The sequence below is a fragment of the Allobosea sp. RIT-PG3_2 genome, assembly GCF_057321085.1.
Genome location: NZ_JBXWCA010000001.1, coordinates 219,910 through 245,444 on the forward strand (window position 1 = coordinate 219,910; position 25,535 = coordinate 245,444).

The 25,535-nt window shown below is 62.4% G+C and carries 22 protein-coding genes; 18 read left to right on the plus strand and 4 right to left on the minus strand.

Going from position 1 to position 25,535, the window contains the following annotated elements; genetic code table 11:
• Positions 1-97: 97 nt before the first annotated feature.
• Positions 98-400, plus strand: coding sequence for a putative quinol monooxygenase (locus AC2FAN_RS01015; protein WP_485172393.1), 303 nt, complete (start codon positions 98-100; stop codon positions 398-400).
• Positions 401-502: 102 nt separating this feature from the next.
• Here the strand turns inward: AC2FAN_RS01015 and AC2FAN_RS01020 are convergent, their stop codons facing one another.
• Both AC2FAN_RS01020 and AC2FAN_RS01025 read right to left on the minus strand, forming a co-directional pair.
• Positions 503-1,069: a biotin transporter BioY gene (locus AC2FAN_RS01020; RefSeq protein WP_485172394.1), complete on the minus strand. Its 567-nt coding sequence runs from the start codon at positions 1,067-1,069 to the stop codon at positions 503-505.
• 127 nt (positions 1,070-1,196) lie between these two features.
• Positions 1,197-1,865, minus strand: coding sequence for a GntR family transcriptional regulator (locus AC2FAN_RS01025; RefSeq protein ID WP_485172395.1), 669 nt, complete (start codon positions 1,863-1,865; stop codon positions 1,197-1,199).
• Positions 1,866-2,093: 228 nt separating this feature from the next.
• Between AC2FAN_RS01025 and uvrA the strand changes: the two genes are divergently transcribed.
• The 3 genes from uvrA (at position 2,094) to AC2FAN_RS01040 (ending at position 7,242) form a co-directional block, all read left to right on the plus strand.
• Entirely contained in the window at positions 2,094-5,078 is a 2,985-nt protein-coding gene (gene uvrA, locus AC2FAN_RS01030) for an excinuclease ABC subunit UvrA (protein ID WP_485172396.1), read from the plus strand.
• 293 nt (positions 5,079-5,371) lie between these two features.
• On the plus strand, positions 5,372-6,304 hold the full coding sequence (locus AC2FAN_RS01035; RefSeq protein ID WP_485172397.1) for a retron St85 family effector protein: 933 nt from the start codon (positions 5,372-5,374) through the stop codon (positions 6,302-6,304).
• Complete coding sequence (locus tag AC2FAN_RS01040) at positions 6,304-7,242, plus strand: retron St85 family RNA-directed DNA polymerase (RefSeq protein WP_485172398.1); 939 nt, start codon at positions 6,304-6,306, stop codon at positions 7,240-7,242. Before AC2FAN_RS01035 ends, AC2FAN_RS01040 begins: the two co-directional genes overlap by 1 nt.
• A gap of 244 nt (positions 7,243-7,486) precedes the next feature.
• Here the strand turns inward: AC2FAN_RS01040 and AC2FAN_RS01045 are convergent, their stop codons facing one another.
• Positions 7,487-7,837: an AraC family ligand binding domain-containing protein gene (locus AC2FAN_RS01045; RefSeq protein WP_485172399.1), complete on the minus strand. Its 351-nt coding sequence runs from the start codon at positions 7,835-7,837 to the stop codon at positions 7,487-7,489.
• Positions 7,838-8,890: 1,053 nt separating this feature from the next.
• On the opposite strand from AC2FAN_RS01045, the gene AC2FAN_RS01050 reads away from it, so the two are divergent.
• The 14 genes from AC2FAN_RS01050 to AC2FAN_RS01115 all read left to right on the plus strand — a co-directional run bounded on the left by AC2FAN_RS01050 (position 8,891) and on the right by AC2FAN_RS01115 (position 23,913).
• Positions 8,891-10,042, plus strand: coding sequence for a tyrosine-type recombinase/integrase (locus AC2FAN_RS01050; protein WP_485172400.1), 1,152 nt, complete (start codon positions 8,891-8,893; stop codon positions 10,040-10,042).
• Positions 10,039-10,347 carry a hypothetical protein gene (locus tag AC2FAN_RS01055; RefSeq protein ID WP_485172401.1) on the plus strand — a complete coding sequence of 103 codons (309 nt, stop codon included), beginning with the start codon at positions 10,039-10,041 and terminating at the stop codon, positions 10,345-10,347. The genes AC2FAN_RS01050 and AC2FAN_RS01055 overlap by 4 nt, the downstream gene beginning before the upstream one ends.
• Before the next feature lie 93 nt (positions 10,348-10,440).
• The gene (locus AC2FAN_RS01060) at positions 10,441-10,692 is read left to right on the plus strand and encodes a hypothetical protein (protein ID WP_485172402.1); all 252 of its coding nucleotides are present in this window, start codon (positions 10,441-10,443) and stop codon (positions 10,690-10,692) included.
• Positions 10,693-10,817: 125 nt separating this feature from the next.
• Positions 10,818-11,300, plus strand: a complete 483-nt coding sequence (locus AC2FAN_RS01065) for a hypothetical protein (protein WP_485172403.1) — start codon at positions 10,818-10,820, stop codon at positions 11,298-11,300.
• 33 nt (positions 11,301-11,333) lie between these two features.
• A complete protein-coding gene (locus AC2FAN_RS01070) occupies positions 11,334-13,619 on the plus strand; it encodes a primase-helicase family protein (RefSeq protein WP_485172404.1) in 2,286 nt (761 codons plus the stop codon).
• Positions 13,620-13,857: 238 nt separating this feature from the next.
• Positions 13,858-14,070, plus strand: coding sequence for a hypothetical protein (locus tag AC2FAN_RS01075; RefSeq protein WP_485172405.1), 213 nt, complete (start codon positions 13,858-13,860; stop codon positions 14,068-14,070).
• A 282-nt stretch (positions 14,071-14,352) separates the two neighbouring features.
• On the plus strand, positions 14,353-14,736 hold the full coding sequence (locus AC2FAN_RS01080) for a phage terminase small subunit P27 family (protein WP_485172406.1): 384 nt from the start codon (positions 14,353-14,355) through the stop codon (positions 14,734-14,736).
• A gap of 378 nt (positions 14,737-15,114) precedes the next feature.
• Positions 15,115-15,246, plus strand: a complete 132-nt coding sequence (locus AC2FAN_RS01085) for a hypothetical protein (protein WP_476807893.1) — start codon at positions 15,115-15,117, stop codon at positions 15,244-15,246.
• A 216-nt stretch (positions 15,247-15,462) separates the two neighbouring features.
• Positions 15,463-15,693 (plus strand): helix-turn-helix domain-containing protein, encoded by a 231-nt coding sequence (locus tag AC2FAN_RS01090; RefSeq protein WP_485172407.1) that lies wholly within the window; start codon positions 15,463-15,465, stop codon positions 15,691-15,693.
• 751 nt (positions 15,694-16,444) lie between these two features.
• A complete protein-coding gene (locus tag AC2FAN_RS01095; RefSeq protein WP_485172408.1) occupies positions 16,445-17,884 on the plus strand; it encodes an oligosaccharide flippase family protein in 1,440 nt (479 codons plus the stop codon).
• A 412-nt stretch (positions 17,885-18,296) separates the two neighbouring features.
• Complete coding sequence (locus AC2FAN_RS01100; protein ID WP_485172409.1) at positions 18,297-18,986, plus strand: sugar transferase; 690 nt, start codon at positions 18,297-18,299, stop codon at positions 18,984-18,986.
• Between the two features lie 300 nt (positions 18,987-19,286).
• Positions 19,287-20,399 (plus strand): glycosyltransferase family 2 protein, encoded by a 1,113-nt coding sequence (locus AC2FAN_RS01105; protein WP_485172410.1) that lies wholly within the window; start codon positions 19,287-19,289, stop codon positions 20,397-20,399.
• A gap of 215 nt (positions 20,400-20,614) precedes the next feature.
• Complete coding sequence (locus AC2FAN_RS01110; protein ID WP_485172411.1) at positions 20,615-22,039, plus strand: hypothetical protein; 1,425 nt, start codon at positions 20,615-20,617, stop codon at positions 22,037-22,039.
• Between the two features lie 275 nt (positions 22,040-22,314).
• Positions 22,315-23,913, plus strand: a complete 1,599-nt coding sequence (locus AC2FAN_RS01115) for a hypothetical protein (RefSeq protein ID WP_485172412.1) — start codon at positions 22,315-22,317, stop codon at positions 23,911-23,913.
• Positions 23,914-24,294: 381 nt separating this feature from the next.
• Here the strand turns inward: AC2FAN_RS01115 and AC2FAN_RS01120 are convergent, their stop codons facing one another.
• Positions 24,295-25,524, minus strand: coding sequence for a hypothetical protein (locus AC2FAN_RS01120; protein WP_485172413.1), 1,230 nt, complete (start codon positions 25,522-25,524; stop codon positions 24,295-24,297).
• Between the last annotated feature and the right edge of the window lie 11 nt (positions 25,525-25,535).

Below are 25,535 nucleotides of genomic sequence, written 5' to 3' on the forward strand. Positions count from 1 at the left end.
GGTGCCTCTCGGTGCGGTCCGCTCCCGACCCGTTGCGGACACTGAACCTATCCTAGGTCAACATGCGCATCTGCGTTGTGAACTGTAGAGGAACGATATGGCTCTATCGGATCAACCCGCCTACCTCATCAAAATGAGAGCCAAGCCCGGAATGGGTGACACGCTGTTTGAACTTGCCACCGCCGGCATGGCGAAGTCCGGTGCTTCGGACAGGTTCATCATCTTCCGCGAGAAGGAAGACCCCGATGTTCTGTGGAACATCGAGGTGTTTCGATCAGTGGCGGCGAAAGACGCATACGAAAACGGCCCGCTTGGCGACGTCCTTCGGGATGAGATCATCGGCGTCTTGGCGGAACCTCCGATGCGTATCGAGGGCTACCCCTATTCTGCGGCACCATAGCAGTCCTCCGCATCGGGAGGTCGGCTCCGCAAACGACCTAAGATGGAAAGAAACCCGGCAGGAGAGACCCGCCGGGTCGCAATCCGAGGATTGTTCGCAGCGTCAGCCGCGGCGAGCGAAAGCCTTGAGCGTCGCCGCGGCCAGCGCCGACTTCAGGATCGCTCCGAGGAGGAAGGGCAGCGCGCCGACGGCGATCGCCTTGGACATGCCGATCAGCAGGCTCAGCCAGGCCACGCCGATCACCAGGCAGAGCGCATTGCCGGCCAGCATCGACGCGAAGGCGAAGCCGACGCGGCTGTCGTTCCAGCCGCGCTGTGCCAGCCAGCCGGTCAAGGCTGCGGCGAAGGGGAAGGCAAGCAGATAGCCGCCGGTCGGGCCCGCGAAGTAGGCCGCGCCGCCGACGGCGCCGGCGAAGACGGGCAAGCCCATAGCGCCCTGCGCCAGCCAGGCGATCACAGTGACCGCGCCGAGGCGCCAACCATAAAGCGCGCCGATCAGCGTCACCGCGAAGGTCTGCATGGTCATGGGCACCGGGTACATCGGCACCTTGATCTGCGAGGACAGCGCCAGCAGCAGGCTGCCGATGATGACGGCGCCGGCCTGCCAGGCGAGCGAACGGTTTTCCAGCCGCAGCGGGCTGAAGGGACGGCTGAGGGCAATATCGGTCATGGTCACTCCTTCGGCGGGATTAAATTATCTATAATTTTGATCTTTGATCTATGATGGAGTCCATATCTCCGCTCAAAAGGCAAGCCACCCTCCTCCTCGCCCGCGTGGACCAGCCGTGCCAAGGCCATCACCCGACGATGGCGAAGGCGCCGCGCGTCGCGCCTGAGGCCGTCCGGACCGGCCGCTCGCCGATCCATTGGGCATGCCGCGCCAGCGTTGCCAGCGCGGTTTCGATGTCGCCATTGCGCAGCGCCGTCAGGATGGCGCGATGGTCGTGATCGGTTGGCGTTTCCCATTCGGAACGCCAGGCCGAGAACAGGAAACGGGCGCTGGCGGCATGAAGGTCGTCGATCGTCGCGAGCAGCCGCTTCATGCCACAGGGCGCGACGATGGTGCGGTGGAAGCGGCGATTCGCCTCCTCCCAGGCGCGGACATCGGTCGCCGAATCGCAATCGCGGCGGGCCTGCTCGGCCTTGTCGAGGATAGCGGTTGTCAGATGCGGCGCGGCATGGCGCAGCGCCAGCACCTCCAGTGCCGCGCGCATCTCGGCCACTTCCCTCACCTCCGACAGATCGAAGGAGGCGACGCGGACGCCGCGGCGAGGTTCGCTAATGGCGAGGCCCTGCGCCTCCAAGCGGCGGAAGGCTTCGCGCACCGGCACATGGCTGGTCTCGAACTCCTCGGCTACATGATCCTGGCGCAGGCGGGCACCCGGCTCGATCTCTCCGGCGATGATCCGCTCGGCAAGGGTTCGGGCGATGCGGACGGCGATGGTGTCTTCGGCAGGCTTCGTCATGATTTATAGATAATTTGGCCGGCGCCCGGAGTCGACAGGCCGAGCGCAGGTCGATCGATCGCGGCGCGAAAATCGCTCCCGAACAATTCGTCGCTGCTGACGTTTTCTGTCAGGACGACGGCAGCAGCCGGCGCGGCTGCATGCTATTCATGCCGGGCAGACTGTCGCGAGGCTGGTATGGCCCGGCATATGCCCTATCTCTAGGCCTTCTCCGATACGGACGCCCCGATGGCCCGCAAGACCGATATCGCCGCCGCCCAAACGGCTGCCCAGCAAGCTGCCGCGCTTGAGGACATGTTCGACCGCAACCGAGCGGCCGATCCGAACAGCCGCGCCATCACCGTGCGCGGCGCGCGCGAGCACAATCTCAAGAACGTCGACCTCGCGATTCCCCGCGACAAGCTCGTGGTGTTCACCGGCCTTTCGGGCTCGGGCAAGTCCTCGCTCGCCTTCGACACGATCTATGCCGAGGGGCAGCGGCGCTATGTCGAGAGCCTCTCGGCCTATGCCCGCCAGTTCCTCGAGATGATGCAGAAGCCCGATGTCGATCAGATCGACGGGCTCTCGCCGGCGATCTCGATCGAGCAGAAGACCACCTCGAAGAACCCGCGCTCGACCGTCGGCACCGTCACCGAGATCCACGATTATATGCGCCTGCTCTGGGCGCGCACCGGCGTGCCCTATTCGCCCGCGACCGGCCTGCCGATCGAGAGCCAGACCGTCCAGCAGATGGTCGATCGCCTGGTCGAGCTGCCGGAGAAGACGCGCGGCTACCTGCTCGCGCCCGTGGTGCGCGGCCGCAAGGGCGAGTTCAGGAAAGAGATGGCTGACTGGCTGAAGCGCGGCTTCCAGCGCGTCAAGGTCAATGGCGAGTTCTACGAGATCCCGGACGCCCCGGCGCTGGACAAAAAGTTCAAGCACGACATCGACGTGGTCGTGGACCGCATCGTGATCCGCCCCGATCTCGGCGCGCGGCTGGCGGATTCGCTGGAGCAGGCGCTGGAGCTCACCGACGGCATCGCCGTCTTCGAATATGCCGACGAGAAGCAGGAGAACGGCGAAGCCCGCCGCGTCACCTTCTCGTCCAAGTTCGCCTGCCCGGTTTCCGGCTTCACCATTCCCGAGATCGAGCCCCGGCTTTTCTCGTTCAACAACCCGTTCGGCGCCTGCCCGGTCTGCGACGGCCTCGGCCATGAGATGCGGATCGATCCGGACATGATCGTCCCCGATCATTCGCTGACGCTGAAGAAGGGCGCCATCGCGCCCTGGGCCAAGTCGACCTCGCCCTATTACGGCCAGACGCTTGAGGCGCTCGCCCGCCATTTCGGCTTCTCGATGACCAAGCCCTGGTCCGAGCTGCCGGAGAGCGCGCAGAAGGCCATCCTGTTCGGCACGGGCACCGAGCCCGTGCGCATGGCCTACAATGACGGCCTGCGCAGCTACGAGGTGAAGAAGCCCTTCGAGGGCGTCATCACCAATATGGAGCGGCGCTGGAAGGAGACGGAGTCGGACTGGGCGCGCGAGGAGATCGGCCGCTTCATGTCCGAGACGCCCTGCGCCGCCTGCGACGGCTATCGCCTCAAGCCCGAGGCGCTGGCGGTGAAGATCGACATGCGCCATATCGGCGAGGTCTCGAAGCTCTCGGTCAAGGACGCGCTGGACTGGGTCACCGCCCTGCCCGCGCGCCTCTCCAGGAAGCAGAACGAGATCGCCCCGCGCATCCTCAAGGAAATCCGCGATCGGCTGACCTTCCTGCTCGACGTGGGGCTGGAATATCTGACGCTGGCCCGCGCCTCCGGCACGCTGTCCGGCGGCGAGAGCCAGCGCATCCGCTTGGCAAGCCAGATCGGCTCGGGCCTGACCGGCGTGCTCTATGTGCTGGACGAGCCCTCGATCGGCCTGCACCAGCGCGACAACGAGCGCCTGCTCGGGACGCTGCGCCGGCTAAGGGACCTCGGCAACACGGTGATCGTGGTCGAGCATGACGAGGACGCGATCCTGACGGCGGACTATGTCGTCGATGTCGGCCCCGGCGCCGGCATCCATGGCGGCGAGATCGTCGCCAAGGGCACGCCGCAGGACATCCTCGACGATCCCAATTCGCTGACCGGCAAATACCTCACCGGCGAGATGTCGGTCGCGGTGCCGAAGGCGCGCCGCAAGGCGCAGAAGGGCCGCAGCCTCAAGATCGTCGGCGCGCGCGGCAACAACCTGAAGAATGTCGATGTCGAGATACCCCTGGGGATGTTCACCTGCATCACCGGCGTCTCCGGCGGCGGCAAGTCGACGCTGGTCATCGACACGCTCTACAAGGCGGTGGCGCGCAAGCTGAACGGCTCGATCGAGCACCCTGCCCCGCATGACCGCATCGAGGGCATGGAGCATCTCGACAAGGTCATCGACATCGACCAGTCGCCGATCGGCCGCACGCCGCGCTCGAACCCGGCGACCTATACCGGCGCCTTCACGCCGATCCGCGAATGGTTCGCCGGCCTGCCGGAGGCGAAGGCGCGCGGCTACCAGGCCGGGCGCTTCTCCTTCAACGTCAAGGGCGGCCGCTGCGAGGCCTGCCAGGGCGACGGCGTCATCAAGATCGAGATGCACTTCCTGCCGGATGTCTACGTCACCTGCGACGTCTGCAAGGGCAAGCGCTACGACCGCGAAACCCTTGAGGTGAAGTACCGCGACAAGTCGATCGCCGACGTGCTCGACATGTCGGTCGAGGAAGCGAAGGGCCTGTTCAAGGCGGTGCCCTCGATCCGCGACAAGATGGACACGCTGGCGCGCGTCGGGCTGGACTACGTCAAGGTCGGCCAGCAGGCGACGACGCTCTCGGGCGGCGAGGCGCAGCGCGTCAAGCTCTCCAAGGAACTGTCTAAGCGCGCCACCGGCCGCACGCTCTACATCCTCGACGAGCCGACGACCGGCCTGCATTTCCACGACGTCGCCAAGCTCATGGAGGTGCTGCACGAGCTGGTCGACCAGGGCAATTCGGTGGTGGTGATCGAGCACAATCTCGAGGTGGTGAAGACCGCCGACTGGGTGATCGACATGGGCCCCGAAGGCGGCGACGGCGGCGGCAAGGTCGTGGCCGAAGGCACGCCGGAGGACATCGTCCGCATCGGCAAGGGCCACACCGCGCGCTTCCTGAAGGAAGTGCTGGACAGGCGGCCGATCAAGAAGGCGAAGGTGCAGCGGCAGGCGGCGGAGTAATCTAACAACGCCCCTAAACCCTTAGTCTATCAATTGCGCACCGAGCAATGCAGCGTCTGGCGGCATCGTTATCTAATAGCTCAAGCAGCCTTGACACGAATCGCCGCAAATCTTATCGCCGACTTAGCTTACGCGTGAAGCACCGAGAGGTGCTTTGGCCTGGTGTTTCGCTGGGTCTCAAGTTATTGCGTTCACTTGCGGCCTCGGAAGGCGGGTTTGCCCCGTCGACCCCGGGGGTCGCTCCGCTCGACGGGTCAAACCCGCCTTCCGATGCCCCAAAGGTAAGCTAATTGTTGCCTCTCTTTGACGACCTAGACCCTGGCAACATTCACGTTCAAGAGCCCTATTCGGTAGTATTTCTCTGCGGCGGACAGCTTAGTGATAATGGATCACCTCCAATATCACTACGTGATGCGTTTTACTGGGCGCTTGACAACCCAATCATGAAGATCGGCGAGTGGCTAACGGCCGAAGAAGTTACAAGACGATCTGATTTTTTTGACAATTATGGGGACATTTTACTTTTTGAGACCGATCTTGCGCAAATTGTCAAGCTAATAGTACTGTTCTGCGAAAGTGAAGGAAGCGCAGCCGAATTGGGCGCCTTTGCAGCGATAGATGACATACTAGAGAGACTCTACGTTGTTGTGCGCGAGCACCATTGGAATGACAATTCTTTCATAAAGCTCGGCCCCTTGCGCCGAGTTGAGCGAAAAATTGGACGAAAGGCTATCCAAGTCGTCGCGGATGACGACGTAGGAATCACTAAGCGCAATATATCGACCGTAGATAAACGCATGCTGGTTGAACAACTGCATGATTCTTTGAAGATCAGATTGAGTGGAGACCAAGAACCATCTACTTTTGATCCGAATAGATCGGGGCACATCATTAAAATAATCGTCGGTCTCGTTCAAGAATATGGAGCGCTTACTTTTATTGAAATTACTGAATTGCTATCAAAATTGAACATAATACGCTCAAATGAGGCAATAAAGGGGTACCTGCTGTGCGCACGCTCGGTAGGCTGGCTCACTCTCGTGCCTCGCGGATCAGAAGACTACCTTGTTTCCACCGAAAAGGGACAGGACGCAGCAACATTCCACCTAAAGGAGACGGCAGAAGAAAGGAACAAGACTAGGCGCCGTGCGATAATACGCGATCATTGGCGAACGAAAGACAAAATTCGATTTGCGGCGATTAGAGCCGCGCGTGGAACGCCGTGATGTCCGAACTACTCAAAGTTCTTGTCAGCGAAAGCGGATTGAGTGAGAGCGACGTGATTTCGATCGCGTTAACGGCGCCGAAGCGTTACAAAACCTACGAAATTCCAAAGCGAAACGGCGGCTTTCGTGAGATTTCTCAACCCGCGAAAGAGGTCAAGCTTTTACAGCGCATTTTTGCTGAAACGTTCTTGAATAAAATCCGCCTTAGCGACGCCGCCACCGCTTATCGGCCAGGACTCTCTATTCGAGACAATGCGGCAGCGCATGCTCGTGGAAACTCAATATTGAAGTTTGATTTTAAGGATTTCTTTCCATCTATCCAGTCTGACGACTGGGAGACATACTGCCAAGAAGAGGGAATTTTTAGTGACGAATTTGATATACGGCTGAGCTCTAATCTTTTATTTTTCAGAAAGAGCAAGAATTCTATTCTTAGACTTGCTATCGGAGCCCCTTCATCCCCGGTGCTTTCCAACGTATTGATGAAGGAATTCGATGATGCAATCTTGTCCGCTATAGAGAAAGATAGTGTGATATATACACGCTACGCCGACGATATGACCTTTTCCGCGTCTCGTGCATATAATTTAGTTGATGTCGAAAAATACCTTCGCCGCGTGATTAAGGAAACACGCTACCCAAAGCTGCGTTTGAACGAAGAAAAGACGGTATTTGCTACCAGCAAGTATCGACGCTTTGTGACTGGCCTCGTTCTAACTGATGATGGCGCGGTATCACTGGGACGTGAAAGGAAGCGCGAAATAAGTGCGGGCGTCCATCGATATATGTGCGGCAGGCTTGATCTAGCGGCGACTGAGAAATTGTCTGGTATGTTGGCATTTGTGAAAGCTGTTGAGCCTTCATTTCTTCAACGTCTCGAAGCCCGCTACGGCCAAGACGTCATCGTCGGGATTCGACGTATGAAGCTCCGTACCTGAGTACAACTCCAAACTTATCGCGCCCCTCGTCACCCGCCCTATCCTGCCCTCGCCCATCACCCAAACGGGGCGGCCGTCCGGAGGTATGCTGGAGGTTGGGTGAGAGTCGGCGTCTGCGGGCGGGGGTTGCGCCTCGCTTCAACGGCACACCCTCATCCGGCCCTCCGGGCCACCTTCTCCCCTCCGGGAGAAGGAAAGAGCGCAGGGTTCCCTCTCCTAGCCCTGCGCGTCGCGATTCCCTCGCCTAACCTTGCGCGTCGCGCCAATGCGGATAGGTGACATAGGCGGTCACGACATCCTCCTCATCGGCGCGGATTGTCACCGTCTCGCCCTTGGGCATGTAGACGATCTCGCCGGGGCCGGCGGTCACCGTTCCGTCCTCCGTCGTGACGGAAAGCCGGCCCTTCAGCACGATCATGATGTCGTCGACCGCCATCGTTTCGGTCAGGCTCGATCCGGCGCCCCAGCGCCCATAGCCGATGGTGACCGGCCCGCCATGCCGCTCGTCGACGAGGTTGCCGACATAGATCTCGGCGTCCTGCCCGGGCGAGCGTTCCAGCGTCGCGTCGGTGATCGCAAGTTTGCGCAGCTTCATCATCCTCTCCATCTCATCCCCGTCGGGAACTACGGGCTTTCGGCGCTCAGGTTCCCCATGCAGGGCGCCGGCAGGGTGAGGGGCGGCTGCTGATCGCCCGAGCGCAACGGCGCCGCCTTGTCCTCGATTGCAGCGGCAGGCCCTCAACCGGCGCTCCGCGCCGCCTTCTCCCCCTGGAAGTCGGCTGTTGCCGACTTCGACACCCCAGGCTGAGCATCTCGGGCAGGCCCGAGACAGATGGGAGAAGGAAAAGGCGTCGCGGCTCCCTCGCCTTCCCGTCATTCCGGGGCGGCCAAGGGCCGAACCCGGAACTCACGACCGGGTGAGCGCTCCCCACAGCTCCGGCGAGAGGAACGCTCGGAAACGTGGCTCGGGTTGGCGTCTGGCAGGGGGTTCCGGGTTCTCGCTTCGCGAGCCCCGGAATGACGGAGGGCGCAAGCTCAGCCATGATCGCGCAGCGCGGGGATAGCGCGCCGCCCTTATCCCCGCCCCTCATCGCCCGCCCTAACCTGCCCTCGCCCATCACCCAAGCGGGGCGGCCGTCCGGAGGTGTGCTGGAGGTTGGGTGAGGGTCGGCGCCTGCGGGCGGGGGTCACGCCCCGCTCCCGGGAGGCTTCGGGGCACCGCTCTGGGGACATTACGATCCCTGCGCGAGGAGCTCGCTGGGAGGATCGAAGGGGAAGGCTCCGCAAGCGGAGACGCGACAAGGCCGGCATCGGGCCGAAACCGGGGGCTCCCCGTTTCGGAACCATCCGATGCACGAGACAAAACGGGCCGCCTCGCGGTCCGTGCCGAACTGGCGTCGAGGTGCGTGGAGCCGGAACCGGAGACCGTAGAAGCGCGGCCCGGAGACTGAAATCGCCGAAGGCGGAGCGCCACGGGGCGTGCGGATGGTGGCTCTATAAGGATTCAGTTTCGGTCGATTTCGGTCGATTTCAGATGCATTCATTCCTTGCAATTTCAAACGTTTAGGACCAATTTCGGTTTCAGAACATTTCCGTCCCTTTCAGTTTTTGGGGGGAACGGAAGGGTGTACGAAACCGGGATGGACCGATGCCGCTGCGCCAGAAAGACCTTAACGACCTCCCCCCGGGAAAATACCATGACAGCGGGCGGCTCGGCACTCCCGGCCTGATCCTTTGGGTGAAGCCGACCGGAACGCGCTCGTTCATCGCCCGCATGCAGATCGACGGCAAGCGGGTCGAGATGGGCGTCGGCTCACTGCGCGACACGCCGTTGTCGCTCGCCAGAGAGCGCGTTCTGGCGCTGCGCCAACAGGTCCGCGCCGGCATCGATCCACGCCGTGAAAAAGCCAGAGTGCGCGCTGCCGCGATCACCTTCGGCGAATTGGCAGATCAGGTCTGCACGGCGCGCGAACAGGCCGGCAAGGGCAACGCGCAGCACATCGCGCAATGGCGCACCACGCTCGACGCCTATGCCAACCCGACGCTCGGCAAGCTGCCGGTGGGCTCGGTCGATGCATCCGCCATCGCCGATGCGCTGCGGCCAATCTGGACCACGAAAGCCGAGACCGCCAAGCGCGTCCTGCAGCGCATCGGGACCGTGCTGGAACTGGCAAGGGCGCAGGGCGCCTATCCGCATCCGTCGCCGTTGCCGGCCGTTCGCGTGCAACTCGGCAAGCAGGACCGGGCGGTCGAGCATTTCGCCGCCATGCCGCTCGACGATCTGCCTGCCTTCATGCGGAAGCTGGCGGCGCTGAAATCGCCGTCCGCGCGAGCCTTGGAGTTCACGATCTTGACGGCGGCACGGTCGAAGCCGGTTCGGCTGCTCGAACCCGGCCAAATCGACGGAGCGGTCTGGACAGCGCCGGCCGAGAACATGAAGGGCGGTCGCGCGCACCGCACGCCGCTCTCGAAACAAGCGCTTGCCGTGTTGGCTGCGGCCAGCCGCTTCAACGGCAAGCGCTACCTGTTCGCCGGCAATGGCGGCAAGACGCCATTGAGCACGATGGCGATGGTCGAGCTTCTGAAGCAGAGCGCCCCCGGTTTCACCGTTCACGGATTCAGAAGTGCCTTCAACGATTGGTGCCGGCGCGAGGGAATCGACCACGATCTGCAGGAACGGGCGCTCGCACACATCGAGGCTGACAAGACGCGCCGCGCCTATGCCCGCGACGATCTGCTGGCCGAGCGGGCTCCGGTCATGCGGCGCTGGGCGGCGTTCTTGTATGGGGCTGCGGCATGAGCCCCCGGCGCCTTTATCCGGTGATGGCGCTTTGGCTGAGATTTACGCCAGACGGGCGGGTTTCCGGCGTCGGGTTTGGGCAGAAGCTAAAACAGCCTCCCGGCAGGCCGCTCGATGCCAGGCGCGGCATGCTCCTGCATGAGGCTGTCCGTCAGCGCTTCAAAGGCGAGCCGATTAACCGCAGCACGATGATGCGCGAGATGATGCGTCTTATCGGGACTGACGAACCGCGGACGCAGCGACGGGCCTTTCAACGCGCTGTTGCCCGCCTGGCGCAGGGACGCCCGATTTTCTGGCGGCTCTAGCCGGATTTCTTGCAAAAGGTACAATTATGGCCCGCTCGCCGAAATTCTAATCGGCCCATCTTCGGCTTCAGAACCCATCGCTGGAGCCATTACATGACCGACATTCGCAACGCAGACGCCCGGCTGCCGCACGAGGGCTTCGTCAACGGCGCGACCGTCCGCGACTTTCTCGGCGGCGTCTCCGAGACGACGTTCTGGCGGCTGATGAAAAGCGGGATCGTCCCTCCGCCCGATATCCGCCAAGGCAAGATCCGGCTTTGGGACGTTGGGAAGCTGCGCGCGATCGGCAACAAGCCGGCGTCCCGGCGCAAGGCCCGCACGCAACACATCTCGCCCGCAACATAGTTACCGCCGCGGCTGGTTCGACAGCAACGGCGGCTCGTCAATGTTCACGTCCACACAACGTGGAATCTAGCCAAGACGCGCCATCCTGTCGATCAGCCTGCGGCCACCCAAAACGGGAGGCCAACATGCACAACCCCGCGATCATCCAAGCCTCGGACGGCGCCTGGTGGGAGTGGACACCGACCGGGCCGAGGCGGTTCGACCCGACTGCAGCATCGGTTTGCTTCGATATCGAACGACTCGCCGCCGCCTGGTTACGGCATGACGGCGAGGGGCGATATCGGCTTTTCCGACATGAGGACAGTGGCTGCCGGCCACGGGGCTGCAAGCGCGGGTTTCATTGCAGCATCAGCGCCCCTCACCTGTTTCGCGACAGCCGGGTTCGGGCGCTCGTCTCGGCCGAGCCGGTGTGGCTGCGCTTTGCTGAAGACCTCCTCGCCGCGCGCGACCGGGCCGGGCATCCCGGCCAAGCCGCGCTCATCCGGATCGACGAGATCACCGCCACGCTGATCAAAGGGACGCTGCGTGGCTGGACCCCGCGCCCGCCCGGCTTCGACACAGTGAGCCCGTTCCAGCCGCAGCAGCTCCCCCTGCCCGGCATCGACTGACCGCGTGCAGCCGCGTCCGCAAAGGCAAACGCCATGGACATGACCGCGTCCCCATCCGTTCTCGATCGCCCCCTCCATGTCACGATCTGGCACTCGGTCACCGCCAAAAAAGATCATGGCCGACAGACGACGATGCGCAAGCTGGCGGACAGGATCAGGCACCACCGCGGCCGCGAGAAGGCTGCCCTGCCCCTCCTCAAGCTCTCCAATTTCGGCAACCTTGCGACCGACGCCGGCACACTGAGACACGACGCCAACCTGCTCGCGATGGAAGGCCTCGAGATCGATTACGACGGCGGCGAGATCACCCTCGACGAGGCCGCGGAGGTGCTGCTCAAGGGCAACGTCGCCGCAGTGCTCTACAGCTCGCCCTCGTCGACGGCAGAGCGTCCGAAATGGCGCCTCCTGCTGCCGACCAGCAGGCCGCTGGAACAGAGCTACCGCGACCAGCTGCTCGGCTTTGTCGCGGGCCTGTTCTTCGTCCACTACGGCGCCGACGTCTTCGACGGGGCGAGCTGGACGGCGAGCCAGTCGTTCTATTTCGGCTCGGTCGTCGGAAACGAGCAGCATCATCGCGTCGAACTGATCGACGGCGAGGCGGTCGACCAGGCGGCCCGGCGCAGACCCGAGATTTGGCGACCCAAGCCCGGCTATGTCGCCACCCCGGCCGACCCTGGCGCAGGCAGCCCTGCCGGCGCCACGAACGGCGCCAGCCGCCCCGACATCGCCGCAGCCCGTCAGGCGATCCGCCGCGGCACCAACTTCCACGACGCGATGAAGACGCTCGCGGGCTCGCTGTTCGGCCGGGGCCATTCCCGCGACGCGGTCGGGGCGGAGCTGCTTGCCGAGCTTGATGCCGTGCCGCCCGAGCAGCGCGACGGGCGATGGCAGCGCCGTCGGTCGCCGAAGCACATCGCAGGCTTGCTCGGCTGGTTCGAGAAGCGGGAGAACCAGAAGCAGGCCAGGGCGGGCCGCGAGGCGCCAGAGGACGAGCACGGGGACGCAGCCGGCGCCGGGGACGAGGCAAAGGAGCCCGCGCTCACGCTGGACGATTTCGTCGCCCATCTGCCGGATCACAAGTACATCCACATGCCGACCGGAAACTCATGGCCGGGGGTCAGTGTCGACGCCGTGCTGCCCAAGGTCAGCGGCGTCGGCACCAAGGAGATCAAGGCAACCCGCTGGCTTGATCGCCACAGGCGGGTCGAGCAGATGGCCTGGCTGCCGGGAGAGCCGGCGCTGGTCCGGGACCGCCTGTTTGTCGATGGCGGCGTTATCGACCGCCCCGGCGCAACCGTCTTCAATCTCTATCGCCGCCCGCAGCCGCCGAGGGGCGATGCGACGCTGGCCGGCCCCTGGCTCGATCACGTCCGGCTCATCTACCCGGACGATGGGCCTCACATCGTCGCCTTCCTGGCGCATCGCGTCCAGCGCCCGGGCGAGAAGATCAATCACGCCCTCGTCCTCGGCGGCAGCCCCGGCATCGGCAAGGATACGCTGGTGGAGCCAGTCACCCACGCCGTCGGGCCCTGGAATGTCCGCGACGTCGCCCCGGCTCGCTTGCTCGGGCAGTTCAATCCTCACGTCAAATCGGTGATCCTCCGGATCAGCGAGGCCCGCGACCTCGGCGAGATCAACCGCTACGACTTCTACGAGCACTGCAAGACACTGCTGGCGGCCCCGCCCGATTACCTGTGCTGCAACGAGAAGAACCGGCCCGAATACGCCGTCTCCAATATCTGCGGCGTGGTCTTCACGACGAACTACAAGACCAACGGTCTGTATCTGCCCGCTGACGACAGGCGCCACTATGTCGCCTGGTCGAACCTAACTACGGCCGATCTGCCGGAAGGGTATTTTGCCGGGTTGTGGGCGTGGTTGGAGAAGGCTGGCGGCCACGGACACATCGCGGCCTATCTGCGCCAATACGACCTGTCGGGCTTCGACGCGAAGGCGCCGCCCCGCAAGACCCCGGCGTTCTACGAGATCGCCGCTGCCAACGGCGGCGAGGAAAGCGAGCTGCGCGACGTGCTCGACGCCCTCGCTGGCAGCCAGAACACCGATGTCGTGACGATTGCCCAGCTGGCCGCCCAGGCCCGCAAGAGCGGCAACGACGCCCTCAGTGAATGGCTCAATGACCGAAAGAACCGACGGATGATACCGGCGGAGCTGGAAAAGGTCGGTTACGCCAAGGTTCCGAACCCGCACGCCGAGGATGGCCTGTGGTCCATCAAGGGCAAGCGGCTGGCCATCTATGCCCGGAAGGTGCTGCCAAAGGCCGAAGCCCTCCGGCGCGCAGCAGACCTTGCCCGTCAGTGATGTCAGTGAAGTCAGTGGTTCCCTATTCCGCTCGCCTATTCCCTCACGCGCACGCCTCTTTCTTGAACTTTTGGGTTGGGGACAGGCTGAGAGGGTGGATGGGAGAAAACCCGCAGCAAATAGGGAACCACTGACTTCACTGACTTCACTGACACGACCACGTGACTTGTCCGGCGCTGGCCACGCCCGACGACCCACCGAACCGGCCCGGCCAGGCCAGCCAAACGGGAGCAACGTCATGGACGAATACAAGCATGTGCGCGAGAGCTATTCAGTCGTGCGGGACGGCAAGCGGGTCACGGTTCCGACTCGTGAGCTGACACCTGAGGAGATTCGTGCGCTCGCTGACGAGCTGAGGCAGAGGGGCAAGCTCTACCTCGCTCTCGCCGACGACCCCGATCTCGCGCGTCGCTATGGCGGCACGCCACCGACCGACACCAGCCTGAACTGATCCGACCGGGGGAATCGAGGCCGGGGGGGAGGTCTGCAAGCCCGGCCGGGGCCTCCGGGAACCGACCCGTAGTCAATCGCTCGCGCTCGCCCGAAATTCAACGAATTTTGAAGTACAATAATCGAGATTGTGTCCATTCTCTCGGCGCAGATACTTGCCACGTTCGGAGCACGGCCGATGCCAGCAGGACGCCCGCCGAAGCCGCGTCGCATCCGCGAGTTAGAGGGCCGGCGCGGGCATCGACCTATCCCGAACAGCGTCGAGAGCTATGGCCGGCCACTGGTGCCCGCTTATCTCGACGACGAGCAGCGGGGCTTGTGGAAACAGATCGAGGCCGGTATGCCGCCCGGCCTGCTGACTTTGGCCGACAGTCAGGCGGTCGAAAGGATGTGCGTCGCGTGGGCGAGGTTCCGCGAATGCCAGCGCAAGATCGGGGCGTTGACGATGTTCAGCAGAGGCTCGACCGGCCAGTTGGCGATGTCGCCGCTAGTCCGGATTCAAAGTCTCGCAGCAAAGGAGATGCATCTGGCCGGCGAGGCACTTGGCTTGAGCCCGGTCGCGCGCGCCCGGATCAGCGCGCCCGAGAACGTCGACAATGATCCCCTGGCGCTGCTGCTCGACGGCCAGGTCTACAGGCCGGCCGTACCGCGAAGATCGAACAACTGAGAGGTTGTGTGTCAGTCTGGTGGGACGCCCTTGGAAGAAACCCCGGTTGCGAGTTTCTGCGAATGGGGCAAGTCCGCTTTAAGGATCCCCCCACATCGCGCCGCTAAAGCAATGGTGAGCGCGTTGAATTACATTTGCCGTTTGTCGAGGCTGTGTCAGCCTGTCCCAAGGGAATGCTGCTCGTTCCCACCTTCCACTCTTGCCTATGCCTTCCTCGCTTATGTCTTCCGTGGTTCATGGGGGCGTCCGATGTCGGCTGAAGATCGTGGGCTAGCCCGACTGCAGATGAGGTTCCCGGAGTTCCGCGACCGCTTCGCGCGAATGGAGGACCGACGTTTTCGCGGTGTCTGCGAGGAGTACGATCTTGTCTGGGAGGCGATGTCCCAGGACGAACACTGCGCGATGTTCAGCTTCGACGACTACTGCCTCCTTGCGGCCTCGATCGAGCACGACGCCATCACAATGGCCGAGGCCGATTCCGAATCCCGGCGCCATCGCCCGACCGGCTAGTCCCCGGGGGCAGCGCCGTCGGCTTCCTAGAATTTTATAGTCAGGATCTCGCTCCACAATTAGTGGACGATACACGATGGCAGGCGTAGCCTCGACCCACCGCTGGGACGCGGTCGAACGCCACCGGACCGCAAAAGCCCCCCGGCCCAAAGGGCCGGTGGCGTCTCGCGTCCATGGGACGGTATTTTCCGGGCCGGCCTTGCGATATACTGGGCGATGGCTCAGCCCTTTGATTTCGCTGCTATCATTGCCGGCCTCGAAACGGCCGGGCTCAATCGTTCCGAAATAGCCCGGCGCGTCAGGATTTCGCCGAGCTATGTGACCATGCTGGCCCGGGGAGATCGGAGAGCGCCGAGCATGCAAATTGGCATGCAACTGCTCTCGCTGGCAGCGCAGGTGCCCGGCGAAATAAAGGTTCCGGTTTTCCCCATCGTGAAACAGCGATGATTTATAGTCCGCGCGCCATCCTTGAGCGCGTGTCATGCCTGTCATCCATAAAAGCGGCCATCAGTCCGAGGATGATCCATCGAATTCGTCATGAGCGACAAGACGGTCGATCGCGTCGGCGACCCACATAACTGGCTGTTACACAGTCGCGTTGCTGACCTGACTATCGACGGCCGTCGCGCTCAGCGCGCTGGGCAGGATGTGTGCCGTTCCGTCACAGCGCACGGTTTCGTCAAGCTGCGTGCAGACGTCTAACCGAGATTGACTCTCGATCCCGTGCCGGTCGACCAGCGGCCCTCTTGATCTGAACGAGGGGTCGGGTCCGGTTTGAAACCGGGCGCAAACTGAATGCTGGCAATGAGTCCCGACATGAGACCTCAAAATCGACCGAGGCGGAGATGGCGCGGGTCAACCGCCTTTTAATCCGGACAGCCATCGTGATCGTGGTTGGCGCGATGGTCTTCATCCCGCTCATCAGGTGAGCGTGGTCGGCCTTTGCAGTAAAGGGCATCAGCTCGGTAAAAGCTGCCGTTCAATGACGGTTCGCGCAGAGGAGAAGCTGGCTTCCGCATGCGGCTGAACGGCCTGTTGGAGTTCCAGAAGCAGCGGGCCGACCACACGCACCTACGGTCCGACCGGATTAACGTGGAAACGCCTGTTGACCTTCGGCTAGGCTATCTGGGAATGGTCCTTGCTTGGGCCGGCTCGCGCGTCGTAAGGAGCGCGCTGGAGTCGGAGGGGTTTCATCCACTTGCTGAAACGTCTCGTTCGGTCAGGGGCATGGGCGGCCCTCGACAGCTTTAGCGCCGCCTTCCTGGCTTTCGCCTTTTTTGTCATATCGGCGCGACTGCTTCCGCCGGTCGAGTTTGGTATCGCCATGCTGGTTCTGAGCATCTACCAGATGCTCCAACCTTTGATCGACTCCCTGTTCCACGACGCTATCGTTCAGAAGGAAGGTCTCGACCATCGGGACGTCACCACCGCTACGACCTTCTGTCTCGGCTGGAGCGCCTTCCTGGCACTGACATTGTGGCTGCTTGCCCCGTCGTTGGCTTGGCTCCTCTCCGTTCCGTCCCTTGCCCTCTATCTCCCGATACTGGGACTTGGCCTCGTCTGTTGCGGTATGTCCGCGATCGTCAGCGCCCTCGCCCGCAGGGAAATGCAGTTCCGTTCCCTCGCGATCCGCACGGTCTGTGCTCGGACGCTGGGCTTGATCGTCGGAACCTGGATGGCGGTTCTCGGCTACGGCGTATGGGCGGTCATCGGCCATATTCTTGTCACTGCCTTCTTTTCCGCGCTCTTTCTGGTGGTCAGGACGGGCCTACCGATCGGGGCGGTGCACTGGCAGCGGCTCAAGCCGTTCCTCGCCTTCGCGGGGCCGACGGCGGGCACCCAGTTCCTTCTTTCCGCGAGCACCCGAGTGATAACGCTCATCGTCGGCGGCGCTCTAGGTCCGCTGGCAGCCGGCCTGTGGGGCGTCGGCTTCCGCTTCGTCGAACCCATCCTGGTCGTGTTCGCCACCACGGTCGGTCAAACCACTCTGCCCCTGTTTTCCAGGAAGCAGTCCGATCGTTCGGCGATCGCCGATTATCTCCGGCTCGGAACCCATGCGATGGCGGCACTGTTCGTGCCCGTCTTCGTGGGTCTCGCCTATTGCGCACCAGAGGTCATCGGCCTCTTCATCGGCGACCAGTGGCTCGAAGCCACCCGCATCATGCGGATCGTCTGTCTCGGCACCGTCGCCATCGTACTGCGACAGGTTGGGGAGATCGCCCTGATCTCGATCGGAAAACCCGGACTGGTCTTCAGGACCCACGTTCTCGGAAGCGTCCTTTCGCTCGCGGGGGTAGCCCTCGGCGCCCTTTTCGGCCTGGTCCCGGCCGCTATCGGATGGGCATTGCGGACGGTCCCGTTCCTCACTCTGAACACCGTATACGTGCGCAGGGAAATCGGTCCCGACGCCCGGGCCCAGTTTGCTGACACTCTTCCCGCCCTTCTGGCCAGTGTGATGATGTGCGCCGGTCTCTACGCCCTGGAGGGCTTCATTCCCGGATTTGTCACTCCCGGCGCTCGGCTTTCCCTGCTGGTCCCGCTTGGCGCCGCGGTCTATGCCATGAGCCTTCTCGCGCTAGACGGACGAGTACGCCGGATGCTCGTCTCCTTCGCTCGAGGGCGATCTCCTTGGTCCTGAACTTTATCCCCGCAATTTCGGAGTAGTCACGAAGGGGCGGGGCATCAAAATGAACCGTGGCTCGTTGTTACGACCTAAAGTCTGGTCGCGCAGCAGGACGCGGGTCCGGACTGCTTAAAAAATGGGCTTTAGGCTCGGTCGAGACGGCGTCCATCGATGTGGCAACGGTAGGCGTGCTCACAATTTAATCTAGTTCGGCTCCGGCACAGGCCGTCGGCTTACCAAACGATGCCTGGTAATTCCGGGGTCGCGCCAAGATAATCCCCTCGAAGCCTCCCGGACATTAACTTTCCTGGGCAGACCAGATTGCGCACTCTTTTTACGTGAGTTAAGCAACCGTTAATGCGGCGATCGAAATTTTAGGAGCCTTCTAAGGAAGGCCTCTGAGCACGGGGTAGTTGGGAGTCAATTCGTGAGCCACAGTTCCACGCCTCCGGAGTCAGGGGTGATAGGCCTCGTCCCGGCAGAGGAAAGTCGCACCGACGGACCGGTCGGAGGCAAATCAAAGCGAGTATTCGACATCGCGGTCGCCATCGGTTCGCTGATCATCCTGGCCCCCTTGATGATCATCATCTACCTCGTCTTGAAGATATCCGAGGGCGGCCCCGCGTTATACAGTCATCGCCGTGTCGGACGCGATGGAGCGCAGTTCGGCTGCCACAAATTCAGGACCATGGCCGTGAATTCCGCGGACATCCTGAAAGAACTGCTCGACCAAGACCCGGAAGCCGCCCGTGAATGGGCGGAGACGCGGAAACTCAAGAACGATCCTCGCATCTCTCGGTTCGGCCGACTGTTGAGGCGAAGCAGCCTCGACGAACTTCCTCAGCTCCTCAACGTCCTGAAGGGCGAGATGAGCCTTGTCGGCCCGCGCCCGGTCACAGAGGCGGAGTTGGATCGCTACGGGGCTGCCGCCGAGATCTACAAGCGGGCAAGGCCGGGTCTGACGGGGCAGTGGCAGGTGAACCGGACGGAGCAAACGACCTACGACATGCGGGTCCGCTACGACGTCGACTACGTGATAAACCAATCCATGTCCGGTGACATGAAGATCGTCGCTAGGACGTTCAGGGCCGTCATCTCGGGTGACGGAGCTTACTAAAGGATCAGTGGAAGAAGGCGCGCCAGATCGCCCAGCACAGCGCGGCCCAGATGCTAATAGACAACGGGTAACCGATCATCAGGCCGCGCATCGGACTTCTGCCTTTCTCGGACAAGCCGCTTGCTCGCTTCCGGTCGCGGAAACGCCCGAATAGTCCGGACAGGTCGGATCTTCGCAAACGCATCGCTCCATCCTTGTGCCGGATCGCGGTTAAGGACGGGTTAACTCTGAGGGCACAGAATGGCCATCACAAGGCGACCACCTCCGAAGTCGTTGACCGGAAGCGACGAGGCGCATGCCTTGCCCACGGCCACGATCATTATTCCCACATTGAACGAAAGCCGTCATATCGGCGGGTTGCTCGATCAATTGCTGCGACATGCTCCCCCGACGGTTCGTGAGATCATGGTCGCGGACGGCGGCAGCACGGACGGGACCCGCGACATCGTCCACGAATACGAGGAACGTGACCGCCGCGTTCGCCTAATCGACAATCCTTGCCGTATCCAATCGGTCGGGGTCAACCTGGCGGCATTGGCGTCCGACTCGGCGTCGGAGGTTCTCGTGCGGATGGACGCGCACGCGGACTACGGAGATGATTTTGTCGAGGCCATTCTCTCCGAGATGAGGCGTCTCGATGTCGACAGCGTCGTCGTCCGCATGCGGACCGAGGGATCGGGCTGCTTCCAGCGTGCAGTCGCCTTCGTATCGAACAGCGCCTCCGGAACCGGCGGGTCGTCCCACCGGATGGGAAATGGCTCACGGTACGTGGATCACGGGCATCACGCCGCGATCCGACGCACGACTTTTCTCGCCTTCGGAGGCTACGACGAGAGTTTCGCAGCCAACGAGGATGGCGAATTCGATCACCGACTGGTCAAGGCGCAGGGGAGCATCTGGCTCTGCGCGGAAGCGGATGTCAGATACTTCCCGCGGGAAACCCCGAAAGCCTTGGCGCGGCAATATTTCCGGTACGGCGTTGGTCGGCTGCGCACAGTCATGAAGCACCGCGCCATTCCCAAGGCGCGGCAGACAATTCCGGTCGTGTTGACGCTGTACCTGGCCGCGTGCCTGCCCGCCGCGATGCTGATCTCGCCCTGGTTGCTGTTGCCGTTGCTCGCTTATGTGGCTTTACTGGGAGGCGCGACGCTCTCGGCGTTGATGCGTTACCGCACCCCATGCGCGCTCGGTGTTCCGGTCGCGCTGGCGGTCATGCACCTGTCGTGGGGGAGCGGCTTTCTCGTCGGGCTGATGGGGCTCATCCGGGGGCGACACGACACCGGAAAGCGGCGGAACCACATCAGGCCCCCACGCATCGTAGAAACTGGATCGTCCTCTCAGAACGACCGCGGATCACCGATCAAGGCGGTCAGCACCGTTTCCACCTCGCCCTTACCCGAGCGGGTGCGTTGATGGGCCAAAAACCCGAGGCCGATACAGATCACGAGGACGAACGTCACGAGAGCCGCAGTCGCCATTTTATCGTTCCGTGAAAGACAACGGCACATCTTCTGCAAGCCGAACGCTAAGAAACCGCTAACCCACCCATTCGATGTCGATCCGTTCCACTTCGGTGCGTTCGGCGCGGGATGGAACGTTACGAACCGAAACATCCCTAGCGAGGCATGATGCTGCGCCAAGCCATACCAGAACGAATCGACGGTGGCGGCGAACTCGTCCTCGTCGACTTCGATCACACCTTGCTCGCATGCAACAGCACGGAGCTTTTCATCTCGCGATGCAAACCGAATCTTCTGGTCGCGATCATCGATTTCGTGATCAGAAAGCTGATACCGTGGAAGCTCACTCGCATCCCGCATTGGTATCGGCTGCGTGATTATGTCTGCTGCTTGCTAATCGTCCTTCTGACGCCCTGGAACGTGTTTCTCTGGCGTAGAGAGGCCCCGGCACTCTTCTCCCGCTACGAGAGCCGGGATGTGGCGGCTGCACTTGAGGACACGGACCTCTCGAAAGTCGCCATCGTCAGCTTCGGAATGCGATGGATCATCCAAGCTCTGATCCGAGACAGCCGCTGGCGGGAGGCTGTCCTTGTCGCGACGTCGGGGTTCGCGACGCCGGGTTATTTCGCCCGAGGCAAGCTCGAGATCGCAAGAGCACGGCTGGGGGAGGACGCCATCCGTCGGAGCACGTGCGTGACGGACTCGCTCGACGACCAGGACGTCCTTGACGAGGCCGGTCGCGGAATCCTCATCGAACCTCGCGGGGACAGGTTCAGGGCCGTAGAGCACCTCTATTTGCCGATGCGCTACACCACGATGGTGAAGTATCCGCGCTCGTATGCCCTGGATCAGTTCCTTTTCGTCGACATCCTGCTCGTGATCGCGGCGGCCAGCCTGAATCCGTCGACGTTCTGGAGTGCATGCCTCGTCGTGCCGCCACTGATGCTTTCGGTGATGTGCATCTACGAGGTCGGCTATTTCGAAAACGACATGAAGGCTGCCCTGAAGGAAGCCAAGCCCACGGTTTCGGACAACGTCGAACGCTATCGCGACTACCCGATAGGGTTCGGTGCTTGGGTGGCGGGCGTGGGCCTCGGACTGGTCGGGACCGGGCTCGGATGGATGTGTGGCATCCTTCGCGGCGAGCAATTCATGCCCTCGGCTATCGGATGGGTCGGTGCATTGATCGTCCTGCGCGGCGTCTTCTCTTTCTACAACGGGCTGCCGACGAGGCTTCGGACCTACGCCTACGCCCTGCTCCAGTTCCTGAAATACGGTCTGCCCTTCACACTACTGGTGCCGTCCCTGCCGGGCGCCATCCTGCTGTTCGCGCAGATTTCGCAGATGTGGGGTCGATACGTGTTCTATCGTGCCGGAGGCGATGCCAAGGCCTTCGATCGCGACCTGTTACGCTTGGGCTTCTTCTCGATAGGGCTGGCCTGCCTCGGCCTTGCCGTCGGCATCGCGCCGGGCGGAGCCTTCCCTTATCTGATCGCCGGGGGATGGGCCTGCGCTCGGGCACTCAAGGGCCCTATCAGGCGGCTTACAGCTGGCGCACGACTTGGCTTCGTCATTTCGAAGGATCCGGCCTGAGATGGACGATCCCTCGAACTTCACGGTTTCCCGACGCGTCTTCGTAGGAGGAATGCTTGCGGGAGCGACCTCCCTAACGGTCTCCACCTGTCCCGTATCCGCCGCCGTTACCATCGCGGAGATGCTGCCCGCCGGATACGGGTTCGTTCATGCCATCGGAGCAGACGGGGTCGCGAGATTGGTAACAGTCGAGCGGGACGGCGGCCGAGTTCCCGTCATCGCGAAACTGCCCTGAACCCCGACACCCTCGACGAATCACCGACTACAGGCACCCCATGGCTCCCCCGAAACCTCCGTCCATCGACCTCTCGCTGGCCCTTCCCGCGTTCATCACTGGATCCATCGATCTGGCACGATATCCGGGCATCGAGGTCGGGATGCTCGGCGCCGGCCCGTCGGTGGAGGCTCAACGCAAGCTCAACGCGAAGAAGATGGCTGAAGCCTTCGACAAGAAGCGCTTCATCGAACTGTCGCCGGACAGGTTCGAATACGACGCCTCAGACGTCCAGGAAGGCGTCAACGTAGGATTGCAAGTTCCCTTCGACTGCCCGGGCCTCATCGGCGCAGGTCCCGCACCCGAAAGAGGGACGCGGCTGATTCAGTTCGCCCGGAACCATCCGGCCCTGACGATCAGTGACGTCGGAAACGACGAGCGCCGACAGGCCTTCGGCCGGATCTACAAGGGCTTTGCCGTCGGCTACGGGACCGACCAGAGCAATCAGCCATTCGCCTCCACGCTGATGCTGGGGCGAACCTGGGCATGTCGCTTCGAGGACATTATCGAACACAGCTACCTTGCGGGAAACGGCAAGATGTTTCCGGGAATGGTTGGACTGCACTTCTTCACCGCGAACAAGCAGTTCAGCTTCTCGAACATCCTTTCGAACATCCGCATCATGTCGGCGCAGCGCAACCTACTTCGCACGAGTTCCCTCGGGACGGGGAATTGCTGGCAGAACGTCTACCTGGGTGGCGGCGGTTTCAAGCAGCGGGTGCAACTCACCGGAGCGGCCGTCCACTTTTCCAGCGACAGCCAGATGCATGCCGGCGGCAGCATATCTCAGCTCAACATCGAATGGGTCGTCGCCAACAGGCTGATGTTCTGCGAAGGCATGCGGAGTGGCGCGTTCAACAGCCTGCGCATTGAGGGTTGCGTGCTCACCGGAGCCAATCCCAGGCTCTTCCACGTGACGAATTCCAAGCTCGCGATACAGTCATTGGTGATGATGGATAATTTGGTCGCGAACGAAGCTTCATCGGCTTCGGTCTTTTTTGCCGACTACGGCAGCACCATCGACGTCGCCGATGCGGAGCTGCACTGGTCGGGTCCGGGTCATCATCCCGAAGCCGTTATGGGGCAACCGGTGCGGCTGGTGGACGTCGACGAGAGCGGGGTCGGCAGCCCTGCCGTATCCATCCGCCACCTGAACGTCGGAGGCCCCGGCTATGACGCCGGGAAGCTCGAAATCGACGCGTCGACCCCGGGGTCCCTAGGGGCGATTTCCTCATTCGGGAGCTACACTTACCGACAACCCCGGTCGACCGTCCTCGGCGCGGTCTTGCCCGTTATGGACAGGGATTTCGAAGCCTACGGCCACTTCGGACACGCGACGGTCAATTTCATCAGTCCGTTAACCGCGGAGCGTCGTGTCAGGGTGTCGTCGTTCCTGGCGCCAGGGATGACCGAGAGGCACCACCTCCGCGGCCGGGGGGATACCGTCCGGATCAGACGCGATGTGACGGCGAAGGGAGATTTTCCGGTCGTCGTCGAGAATGAGACGGGAACCCCGCTTGCCCGGCTGAACCGCCCCGGTGACGTCACCGTGTTGGCCGCCGACGGCGATGGCGGCTTGCATGTTGAAGCGGTCGGCTGAGGGCAAAAAGAACAGGTGCCGTCCGCTGCGGCTTCGCGCCGTCCACAGCGCCTTCGCATGCAGGATCCCCTGAACGATCAGAAGGGCCATGCCGCGGCGCTCACCTTCACGATCACATCCTGAAGCGCCCCCATGCCGGGTGGGCGCAAGCAGTTGGCCCGTCTCGATGATCAGGATCGCGATCAAGAGCAACGCCCCCATACGCCACGGCCGCGGCGGTTATCCGAGCGCAAGTGCACAAGCCCAGCAGGACCATTCCATCATGCGGCTGATAATTCGCGACGGAATCGACGAGATGGAGCCGCATAGCGATCGGTGCGAGAGTCGGCAAGATTAGTTAGATGAACGCGGACGGCGATCCGGACATATGGCATGCGAACTCTAGGTCATCTTGCCGACGGCTCTATCCTGCTCGGGAACTTCGTACAAGGTTGAGAGGAGCACGATGAGCAGGACGCACATGGGCAGGGCCAGCGTACTCCCCGCGATGTTGAAGAAGACGAACATGGTGAAGGCCATCGTCAGGTTCGCAGCCCCCCTGAACAATGCGATGAGCAGGAAGGTGTAGAACCCCACGAAAGTTAGGATGCCGTACTCCGAGACAAGCTTGGCGAACGGCAACAGCAGATATGCATCGCCTTTCGCCGTGGCCCCGGCCCCGTTTCCGGTGAGTAGAAATGCTGGATCGCCGAGCTGCTGGAGGAAAAGACTGATCGGCACCGCGAAACGGGCATATCCGCTCGTTCCCTGCGATGTGAACTCATCCATCCTGCGCCCAATCGTGTCGAACCATCCGACCAAGCCAGCAACGACCATGCCGATCGATCCAACCGAGGCCGCCGCGACCGCCATGCGACCCGAGAGCTGCGCGACGACGAGTGGGGCGCAGAAGGCGAGGATCATCAATCCCGTGCCCGAAAGCGAGAGCAAAAGCGCGGAGGCGATAACACCGCACACCACGATGCGACGGAAGAACAGGGCCTCCAGGATCAATGCGATGCCGCAAAACTGGGAAATGAACGAGGCCTCGAGAATGAACACGGCGTTCGGTTTGTAGTAGGGCGACAGGTAGGACAGAGGCTGCATGTAGTTGTAGTTCGAGAACAGCATCGCCTTCGGCATGAGGGCATCCAGATTGACCCAAAAGCCGATCCCGACCGTGTATTGCGTCGCGACTTGAAAGATGGCGAGCATCGACATGACTGCGACGCAGCCAACGAAGAACCGCATGATCTCAAGATAGGCGACCCGGTCGATCCTCGCCCGGAAAACCATCGTCGCGTAAAGGACTATGACGATCCCTAGCGATGTGATCGAGAACTGGAACGCCATCATCTGGCTCGCGATGGCGAGCACCGAGAAGATCAGGAAGCCGACCAGGCGCAGCAGATCCACCAGCACCGCCCCCCTGGTCAACAGCAGGATCAGGCCGACGATGAAGACGGGAAGCACAAGCTGGATTTCGCCTCCGGCCCCGGCCGGGATCGCGAACTTCTGAAGGAAGACCAGAGTAGCGATCTGCACCTTGGCGAAGAGGACCACCGCCTCGGTCGCCTGTCTTTCTCTCGAACGCGGTATCACCACCAATTCACGTCCGGCAGCAAACGCCATCCCATCAAACC

Excerpts from the sequence above, each read along its gene's own strand:
- AC2FAN_RS01115 (WP_485172412.1), top strand. The coding sequence starts at position 22,315 with ATGGCTCCCCCGAAACCTCCGTCCATCGACCTCTCGCTGGCCCTTCCC.
- AC2FAN_RS01015 (WP_485172393.1), top strand. The coding sequence starts at position 98 with ATGGCTCTATCGGATCAACCCGCCTACCTCATCAAAATGAGAGCCAAG.
- AC2FAN_RS01065 (WP_485172403.1), top strand. The coding sequence starts at position 10,818 with ATGCACAACCCCGCGATCATCCAAGCCTCGGACGGCGCCTGGTGGGAG.
- AC2FAN_RS01120 (WP_485172413.1), bottom strand. The coding sequence starts at position 25,524 with ATGGCGTTTGCTGCCGGACGTGAATTGGTGGTGATACCGCGTTCGAGA.
- AC2FAN_RS01045 (WP_485172399.1), bottom strand. The coding sequence starts at position 7,837 with ATGAAGCTGCGCAAACTTGCGATCACCGACGCGACGCTGGAACGCTCG.
- AC2FAN_RS01025 (WP_485172395.1), bottom strand. The coding sequence starts at position 1,865 with ATGACGAAGCCTGCCGAAGACACCATCGCCGTCCGCATCGCCCGAACC.
- AC2FAN_RS01090 (WP_485172407.1), top strand. The coding sequence starts at position 15,463 with ATGGCTCAGCCCTTTGATTTCGCTGCTATCATTGCCGGCCTCGAAACG.
- AC2FAN_RS01060 (WP_485172402.1), top strand. The coding sequence starts at position 10,441 with ATGACCGACATTCGCAACGCAGACGCCCGGCTGCCGCACGAGGGCTTC.
- AC2FAN_RS01040 (WP_485172398.1), top strand. The coding sequence starts at position 6,304 with ATGTCCGAACTACTCAAAGTTCTTGTCAGCGAAAGCGGATTGAGTGAG.
- AC2FAN_RS01055 (WP_485172401.1), top strand. The coding sequence starts at position 10,039 with ATGAGCCCCCGGCGCCTTTATCCGGTGATGGCGCTTTGGCTGAGATTT.
- AC2FAN_RS01050 (WP_485172400.1), top strand. The coding sequence starts at position 8,891 with ATGCCGCTGCGCCAGAAAGACCTTAACGACCTCCCCCCGGGAAAATAC.
- AC2FAN_RS01085 (WP_476807893.1), top strand. The coding sequence starts at position 15,115 with ATGTCCCAGGACGAACACTGCGCGATGTTCAGCTTCGACGACTACTGC.
- AC2FAN_RS01075 (WP_485172405.1), top strand. The coding sequence starts at position 13,858 with ATGGACGAATACAAGCATGTGCGCGAGAGCTATTCAGTCGTGCGGGAC.
- AC2FAN_RS01020 (WP_485172394.1), bottom strand. The coding sequence starts at position 1,069 with ATGACCGATATTGCCCTCAGCCGTCCCTTCAGCCCGCTGCGGCTGGAA.
- AC2FAN_RS01070 (WP_485172404.1), top strand. The coding sequence starts at position 11,334 with ATGGACATGACCGCGTCCCCATCCGTTCTCGATCGCCCCCTCCATGTC.
- AC2FAN_RS01110 (WP_485172411.1), top strand. The coding sequence starts at position 20,615 with ATGCTGCGCCAAGCCATACCAGAACGAATCGACGGTGGCGGCGAACTC.
- uvrA (WP_485172396.1), top strand. The coding sequence starts at position 2,094 with ATGGCCCGCAAGACCGATATCGCCGCCGCCCAAACGGCTGCCCAGCAA.